The 7,591-nt window shown below is 72.4% G+C and carries 7 protein-coding genes; all 7 read left to right on the top strand.

All coding sequences use genetic code 11. The annotated features are described in order from the left end of the window. Positions 1-108 precede the first annotated feature (108 nt). The 7 genes from AB0B85_RS31875 to pheT all read left to right on the top strand — a co-directional run bounded on the left by AB0B85_RS31875 (position 109) and on the right by pheT (position 7,366). On the top strand, positions 109-582 hold the full coding sequence (locus tag AB0B85_RS31875) for a PH domain-containing protein (RefSeq protein ID WP_357413188.1): 474 nt from the start codon (positions 109-111) through the stop codon (positions 580-582). A gap of 741 nt (positions 583-1,323) precedes the next feature. Further along, on the top strand, positions 1,324-1,974 hold the full coding sequence (gene infC / locus AB0B85_RS31870) for a translation initiation factor IF-3 (RefSeq protein WP_184184747.1): 651 nt from the start codon (positions 1,324-1,326) through the stop codon (positions 1,972-1,974). Between the two features lie 20 nt (positions 1,975-1,994). Beyond that, positions 1,995-2,189 carry a 50S ribosomal protein L35 gene (rpmI, locus tag AB0B85_RS31865; protein WP_110566082.1) on the top strand — a complete coding sequence of 65 codons (195 nt, stop codon included), beginning with the start codon at positions 1,995-1,997 and terminating at the stop codon, positions 2,187-2,189. A 32-nt stretch (positions 2,190-2,221) separates the two neighbouring features. Further along, entirely contained in the window at positions 2,222-2,614 is a 393-nt protein-coding gene (gene rplT / locus AB0B85_RS31860; RefSeq protein WP_007458417.1) for a 50S ribosomal protein L20, read from the top strand. 83 nt (positions 2,615-2,697) lie between these two features. Next, on the top strand, positions 2,698-3,495 hold the full coding sequence (locus tag AB0B85_RS31855) for an RNA methyltransferase (protein WP_357413180.1): 798 nt from the start codon (positions 2,698-2,700) through the stop codon (positions 3,493-3,495). Positions 3,496-3,712: 217 nt separating this feature from the next. Then, positions 3,713-4,780, top strand: coding sequence for a phenylalanine--tRNA ligase subunit alpha (pheS, locus tag AB0B85_RS31850; RefSeq protein WP_357413178.1), 1,068 nt, complete (start codon positions 3,713-3,715; stop codon positions 4,778-4,780). 39 nt (positions 4,781-4,819) lie between these two features. Beyond that, complete coding sequence (pheT, locus tag AB0B85_RS31845) at positions 4,820-7,366, top strand: phenylalanine--tRNA ligase subunit beta (RefSeq protein WP_357413176.1); 2,547 nt, start codon at positions 4,820-4,822, stop codon at positions 7,364-7,366. The last annotated feature ends 225 nt before the right edge of the window (positions 7,367-7,591 follow it).

Here is a 7,591-nt window from a genome sequence, read left to right as displayed (position 1 = left end):
CTCGTGGCCTGGGCGGCGGGCGGCGGGCGGGTGGCGGGTGGCGGGTGGCGGGTGGTGGCTCGGCGGGTGGTGCGTTTGATGGGCCAGTGCGGGTGGCAGACTGGTGGGGTGAGTGAAACCGAACTGGTCCGCCTGAAGCCCCGCCGCATCCGCGTGGTCTGCTGGTCGGCGGCGGCTGCCCTGGTGGTGGTGTTCGGTCTGGTCGCCACGTCGTTGAGTGGCCCGACCGGCGATGGTTACGGCAGCTTCCAGCGCGGCGACCAGATCGCCATGATCGGTCTGGGCATCCTCGGCGCGCTGGGCTTCCTGCTGTTCACCCGGCCTCGGGTGGAGGCGGACGCGCGGGGCGTCCGAGTGCGTAACGTCATCAGTTCCTACGAGCTGCCCTGGGAGGTTGTCCGGGGCGTCCGCTTCGATCGGGGAGCGCCGTGGGCCAGCCTGGAGCTGCACGACGATGACCTGCTGCCGATGATCGCGCTGCAGGCCGCCGACAAGGAGTTCGCCGTCGACGGGGTTCGCGCGCTGCGCCGGCTGCACGAGGCCCACCAGGCCCGCCTCGCCGAACGCGCCGTCGATCACTGACCCGGCCGCACCGGGCCTGGCCGCTGACCGGGCCGAGCCGCACTGAGCCTGACCGCTGACCCGGCCGCACTGAGCCTGACCGCTGACCGGGCCGAGCCGAGCCGGGCCTGACCGCTGACCCGGCCGCACCGGACCGCGCCGGACCGCGGGCCGGGCCGGACCGCGCCGGACCGCGGGCCGGGCCGGACCCCGCCGGACCGCTGGCCGGGCCGGACCCCGCCGGACCGCTGGCCGGGCCGGACCCCGCCGGACCGCTGGCCGGGCCGGACCCCGCCGGACCGCTGACCCGGCCCTCGCCAAGATCTGGACAACTTCCTGAAACTGCTTGCCTCCCGGCGCAGCTGACGCAGCGGTCTCAGGGAATAGCGCGTGGATCCAGCAGGCGCGCGGCGGTCGTCCAGAGTGAGGCCTTGGCCGCAGGTCGTGCCCGGTTTGGGGGCGGCCGGGGCGCGGGTGTAGTGTTGTCGAGTCGACCAGGCTGTCTCCGCATGCGAGCAGGCAGCCTTGAAAGCGGAGCGCCTGCTCCCACCCGAGTCGCCGCTACGGTGGCCGGGTCCGGTCACCGGTTCCGGGCACGTCCCGGCGCCGGACGTGTGATCCTGTGATCGCGCCGACCGGTCGAGCGGGCCCTGGCATGCGCCGGGGCCTTCTGCTTTCCAGGTCGGTTCCCACCTGGGAGCCGCCGGGGTCGGTACCTGAGCAGAAACGACTCGAGGAGGCCCCATCAGCGTCGAACCACGCGTGAACGAGCAGATCCGGGCACGTGAGGTCCGACTGGTCGGCCCCGAGGGTGAGCAGGTGGGCATCGTCCCGCTGGAGCGCGCCCTTCAGCTGGCCGCGGACGTCGATCTGGACCTGGTCGAGGTTGCGCCGATGGCGCGCCCGCCGGTGTGCAAGCTCATGGACTTCGGCAAGTTCAAGTATGAGAGCGCACTCAAGGCGCGCGAAGCGCGGCGTAACCAGCAGCAGACCGTCATCAAGGAAATGAAGCTTCGGCCGAAGATCGACCCGCACGACTACGAGACCAAGAAGGGTCACGTGGTGCGGTTCCTCAAGGCGGGCGACAAGGTCAAGGTGACGATCATGTTCCGCGGTCGCGAGCAGAGCCGCCCGGAGCTGGGTTACCGGCTCCTGCGTCGGCTCGAATCCGAGATCACGGACCTGGGATACGTCGAGGCCGCTCCTAAGCAGGACGGCCGAAACATGATCATGGTTCTCGCCCCGCACCGGGCCGTCAAGGCCTCCGCGGTCGCCGCCACGGCGTCCCGCGGCGCACCTCGGGACCGGGCAGCGGACGAGTCCGCCGAGCCGGTAGCCGATGAGACCGCGGCGGTCGGCGAGACCGCAGCAGCCGGTAACACCGGCCTCGCCGCCGACACCAGCGGCGAGTAACAGGGGAGAAGACGTTCCACATGCCGAAGATGAAGAGCCACACGGGTATGGGCAAGCGGGTCAAGGTGACCGGCCGTGGCAAGATCGTGGCCGAGCAGGCCGGCAAGCGCCACCTGTTGGAGGGCAAGTCTTCCACCCGTACGCGCCGGTTGACCGGCACGGTCGAGGTGGCCAAGGCCGACGTCAAGCGCATCAAGAAGCTGCTCGGCCGCTGACGCGCGCCACCTTTACGTAAGAAGGAGTTGAGATGGCACGCGTCAAGCGGGCTGTAAACGCCCAGAAGAAGCGTCGTACCCTGCTGGAGACCGCGAGCGGTTACCGCGGTCAGCGCTCCCGGCTGTACCGCAAGGCCAAGGAGCAGGTGCTGCACTCGATGCAGTACGCCTACCGGGACCGTCGCGACCGCAAGGGCGACTTCCGGCAGCTGTGGATCCAGCGGATCAACGCGGGCGCCCGGGCGAACGGGATGACCTACAACCGGCTGATCCAGGGCCTGCGTCTGGCTGGCATCGAGGTCGACCGCAAGATCCTGGCCGACATGGCTGTCAACGACGCCGCTTCCTTCGCGGCGATCGTCGAGCTGGCCCGGGCCGCGGTCACGGCCGAGGGCACCGGCGGCGCGGCGGCTCAGGCCGCCTGATCCCCACGCACCAGAGCGAGGCGTCTCCCGGGTCGGCACCGCCGTCCGGGGGGCGCCTCAATCGTGCCGGAGGAGCGCACATCATGGCCTTCACCCCGCGTACCCCAAGGATTGTCGCCGCCCGGCGGTTGCAGCGCCGGCGCGACCGCGACGCCGCTGGCCGGTTCCTGGCCGAGGGACCACAGGCGGTCCGCGAGGCATTGGCGCGGCCGGGGGTGGTCACCGAGTTGTTCGGTACGCCCGCCGCCCTCGATCGGCACCCGGAGTTGGCCGCCACGGCGGCCCGCGCCGACGTGCCGGTGTCCGAGGTGACCGACGAGGCCCTCGCCGTGTTGGCCGAGACCGTCGCCCCGCAGGGGTTGGTCGCGGTCTGCCGGCACCTGGACGTGTCGTTGGAGCAGGCCCTCGCGGGCGGGCCCCGGCTGGTGGCGGTGCTCGCCGAGATCCGTGATCCGGGCAACGCCGGCACGGTGCTGCGCACCGCCGACGCGGCCGGGGCGGGCGCTGTGGTCTTCGCCGGCGACGCCGTCGACCCCTACAACGGCAAGTGTGTTCGGGCCTCGGCCGGCAGCCTGTTCCACGTCGACGTGGTCCGCGCGCCCGACCCGCTCGCGGTGGTCGACGCGCTGCGCGCCGCCGGGTTGTCGATCTTCGCCACCACCGGGTACGGCGACAGCGACCTGGACGACATGACCGACTACGGTCGGCTGGTCGGGCCCACCGCCTGGTTGTTCGGTTCCGAGGCGCACGGCCTGCCCGAGGAGTTGACCGCCGCCGCCGACGCCCGGGTGCGGGTGCCGCTGTACGGGCGCGCGGAGAGCCTCAACCTGGCTGCCGCAGCGGCCGTGTGCCTGTACGCTTCAGCGAGAGCGCAGCGCTGAAGGCCACCGCCCAGCGCTACTGACAGCAGGGGAGAGCGTCCGTCCATGAACGCGCAACGGCGTTCGTTTAGCCAGCCCGCCGGTGTCGGCGGGCGGCGGGCCTGACCTGCTCCCTGCACAACTCCTACCGGCGGGCTGCGGCGAAGCCGCGCGTCCGTAGACTCGCTTAGCCGCCCCGTTGAGGGCTGGCGCCGCCGTGAGGGAGTGCCCGTACGCCATGAGCTATCGCAACGATCCGTACGACCCGAAGCAGGTCGCCCTGCTCGACCCCGCCGCCCTGGCCGAGGCCGTCGCGGACGCCACGAAGGCGTTCACGGCCGCCGCCGACCCGGACGCGTTGACCGCGCTGCGCCCGGTGCACCTGGGAGACCGCTCACCGGTCTCCCTCGCCCGCCGGGAGATCGGCGCGTTGCCGCCCGCCGCGAAGTCCGACGCCGGCAAGCGGGTGAACGAGGCCCGCCGGGCGATCGAGACCGCGTACGCCGACCGCGCCGAGGTGGTGGAGCGTGAGCAGGCCGAGCGGGTGCTCGTCGAGGAGCGGGTGGACGTCACCCTGCCCTACGACCGGCGGCCGCGGGGCGCCCGGCATCCACTGAGCACCCTGATGGAGTCGATAAGCGACCTGTTCGTCGGGATGGGCTACGAGGTGGCCGAGGGCCCCGAGGTCGACCTGGAGTGGGTCAACTTCGACGCGTTGAACATCCCCGCCGACCACCCGGCCCGCGGGTTGATGGACACCTTCCACATCGCGCCGGAGGGCTCCGGCCTGGTGCTGCGCACCCACACCTCCACGGTGCAGACCCGCACCATGCTCAGCCGCAAGCCGCCGATCTACGTGATCGTGCCCGGTCGCGTCTACCGCACCGACGAGATCGACGCCACCCACAGCCCGGTGTTCCACCAGGCCGAGGGCCTGGTGGTCGACAAGGGCATCACGATGGCGCACCTGCGGGGCACCCTCGACCACTTCGCCCGGGCGATGTTCGGTCCGGAGGCGAAGACCCGGTGGCGGCCGCACTACTTCCCGTTCACCGAGCCGTCTGCGGAGTTCGACGTGTGGTTCCCGGAGCACCGCGACGGCCCGCAGTGGGTCGAGTGGGGTGGCTGCGGGATGGTCAACCCACGGGTGCTGCGCGCCTGCGGCGTCGACCCGGAGGTCTACTCCGGCTTCGCGTTCGGCATGGGCATCGACCGGACCCTGATGATCCGGCACGGGGTCAGCGACATCCGCCACCTCTTCGAGGGCGACGTGCGGTTCAGCCGGGCGCTCGGGACCGGGGCGTAGGCGATGCGGGTACGAGACACGGGAACGGTGGTCTGACTCATGCGAGTTTCTGTCAGTTGGCTTCGGGAGTACGTCGATCTCCCCGCCGACCTGCCCACCGGTGATCTGGAGCAGGCCCTTGTCGACCTCGGCATCGAGGTCGAGTCCGTTGTGGATCTGGCCGAGACCGTCACCGGTCAGCTCGTCGTCGGTGAGGTACGCGAGATCGAGGAGCTCACCGGCTTCAAGAAGCCGATCCGGTTCTGCCGGGTCGACGTGGGTGCCGCCAACGGCACCGGCGAGCCGCAGGAGATCGTCTGCGGTGCTCGTAACTTCGCCGTCAGTGACCGGGTCGTGGTGATCCTGCCCGGCGGTGTGCTGCCCGGCGGGTTCGCCATCGGCGCCCGCAAGACGTACGGGCACAACTCGGCCGGCATGATCTGCTCCGCGAAGGAGTTGGGCCTCGGCGACGACCACTCCGGCATCATCGTGCTGGGGTCGGACGTGGTGGCCAAGCCGGGCGACGACGCACGCCCGGTGGTCGGCCTCGACGACGTCGTGCTCGAGCTGGAGATCACCCCGGACCGGGGGTACGCGCTGAGCCTGCGTGGCCTGGCCCGGGAGCTGTCGCACGCGTTCGAGGTGCCGTTGCGTGACCCGGCCCTGGTGCCCGCCCCGGGCGGCACCGAGGCGCCGGCGTACCCGGTGGAGGTCCGCGACCCGGTCGGCTGCGACCGGTACAGCGCCCGGCTGGTCCGCGGCGTCGACCCGGCCGCGCCCACCCCGTCGTGGATGGCGCAGCGGCTGGTCACCGCCGGCATCCGCAGCATCTCGCTGCCGGTGGACATCACCAACTACGTGATGCTGGAGCTGGGCCAGCCGATGCACGCCTTCGACGCCGACCGGATCGCCGGGCCACTTGTGGTCCGGCGCGCCGAGGCGGGGGAGAAGCTGACCACCCTGGACGGCGTCCACCGGGTGCTCACCGCCGACGACATGGTGATCTGCGATGACACGGGTCCGATCTCCCTCGCCGCGGTGATGGGCGGCGAGACCAGTGAGGTCGTCGCCGGCACCACCACTGTGCTCTTCGAGGCGGCGCACTGGGACCCGGCGATGGTCGGGCGCACCGCCCGCCGGCACAAGCTGTTCAGCGAGGCCGCGAAGCGCTGGGAGCGGGGCGTCGACCCGGCCGTGGCGCTCGTCGCGTTGGAGCGTGCCGTGCGGCTGCTCACCGAGCACGGCGGTGGCACCCCGAGCGCCGAGATCCTGGACATCGACCACGTCCGGCCGCGTACCCCGATCACCCTGCCGGCGGATCTGCCGACCCGGCGGATCGGGGTCGAGTACCCGCCGGCGCGGGTGGTCGCCCTGCTGGAGCGGGTCGGCTGCACCGTCGCGCAGGGCTCCGATCGGCTGTCCGAGGATCCGGGCACGGTCGGCGTGGCCAGCGGCGTCGGGACGACGCTGAGCGTCACCCCGCCGACCTGGCGGCCCGACCTGACCGACCCGGCCGACCTGGTCGAGGAGGTGGTCCGCCTCGACGGGTACGACAAGGTCCCGTCGGTGCTGCCGACCGCGCCCCCCGGGCGCGGCCTCACCCCGCGCCAGCGTCGCCGCCGGGCCGTGGCCGGATCGCTGGCCGAGCGGGGGTACGTGGAGGTGCTCGCGCATCCGTTCGTGTCGCCGGAGCTGGCCGACCAGCTCGGCCTGCCGGCCGACGACCCGCGCCGGCCCGCGGTGCGGTTGGCCAACCCGTTGTCTGAGGAGGAGCCGCTGCTGCGCACCACGCTGCTCGGCCCGCTGCTCGGCGTTCTCAAGCGCAACCTCGGCCGAGGTCACCGCGACCTGGCCCTCTACGAGATCGGCGCGGTCTTCCACCCGCGTCTCGGTGCCGGCAGCCCGCCCGCCATGGGCGTGGACCGCCGACCCACCGACGAGGAGTTCGCCGCCGCCGACGCTGTGGTGCCGGCGCAGCCGGTGCACGTCGCGGCGGTGCTCGCCGGCGACCTCGACCCGGCCGGCTGGTGGGGTGCGGGTCGACCGGCCGGCTGGGCGGACGCCATCGAGGCGGCCCGCGACGTGCTGGCCACCGCCGGGATCCCGGACGAGCGGGTCGAGGTGCGCGCCGCCGAGTACGCGCCGTGGCACCCGGGCCGCTGCGCCGAGCTGCTCGTCGACGGGGCGGTCGTCGGGCACGCCGGTGAGCTGCACCCGACAGTGGTGGCCGCGCTGGAGCTCCCCCGACGTACCTGCGCGATGGAGGTGGACCTGGACGCGTTGCCGGCGGCCCCGGTGATCTCCGCGCCGACGGTGTCCGGCTTCCCGCCCGCGTTGATCGACGTGGCCCTGGTGGTGGACGAGTCGGTGCCGGCGGAGCAGGTGCGCCGGGCGCTTGAGGCGGGCGCCGGTGAGCTGCTGGAGGACGTGCGGCTGTTCGACGTCTACTCCGGGGCGCAGCTCGGCGAGGGACGCCGGTCACTGGCGTACAAGTTGACGTTCCGGGCACCGGACCGGACGCTGACCGTCGAGGAGGCGGTAGCGGCCCGGGACGCGGCGGTCGCGGTAGCGGCGGAGCGCCTCGGCGCGACCCTTCGCGGCGCGTAACGGTCGTCCGGTCCGTCAGCGGTACACCTGCGCGATCAGGGCTCTGGCCTGGTGAGAATCACCAGGCCAGAGCCCTCCACCAACTGCGAAGGCAAGGCACCAACCCCGCCCCGCCCGGCCCGCCCCGCCCCCCCGCCCCGCCCCGTCGATCATCGAGTTGTGGTGGCAGGTTTGGCGCTATATGGGATGCTTTGTCACCCACCACAACTCCATGATCGACGGGGG

The organism is Micromonospora sp. NPDC049044 (genome assembly GCF_040649215.1).
Lineage (GTDB): Bacteria > Actinomycetota > Actinomycetes > Mycobacteriales > Micromonosporaceae > Micromonospora.
The sequence above is the reverse complement of the archived record's forward strand: the minus strand, read 5'-3'. Positions and strand labels throughout refer to the sequence as shown.

Coding starts and splice junctions, on each gene's coding strand:
- rpmI (WP_110566082.1), top strand. CDS start 1,995: ATGCCGAAGATGAAGAGCCACACGGGTATGGGCAAGCGGGTCAAGGTG.
- rplT (WP_007458417.1), top strand. CDS start 2,222: ATGGCACGCGTCAAGCGGGCTGTAAACGCCCAGAAGAAGCGTCGTACC.
- AB0B85_RS31855 (WP_357413180.1), top strand. CDS start 2,698: ATGGCCTTCACCCCGCGTACCCCAAGGATTGTCGCCGCCCGGCGGTTG.
- pheS (WP_357413178.1), top strand. CDS start 3,713: ATGAGCTATCGCAACGATCCGTACGACCCGAAGCAGGTCGCCCTGCTC.
- pheT (WP_357413176.1), top strand. CDS start 4,820: ATGCGAGTTTCTGTCAGTTGGCTTCGGGAGTACGTCGATCTCCCCGCC.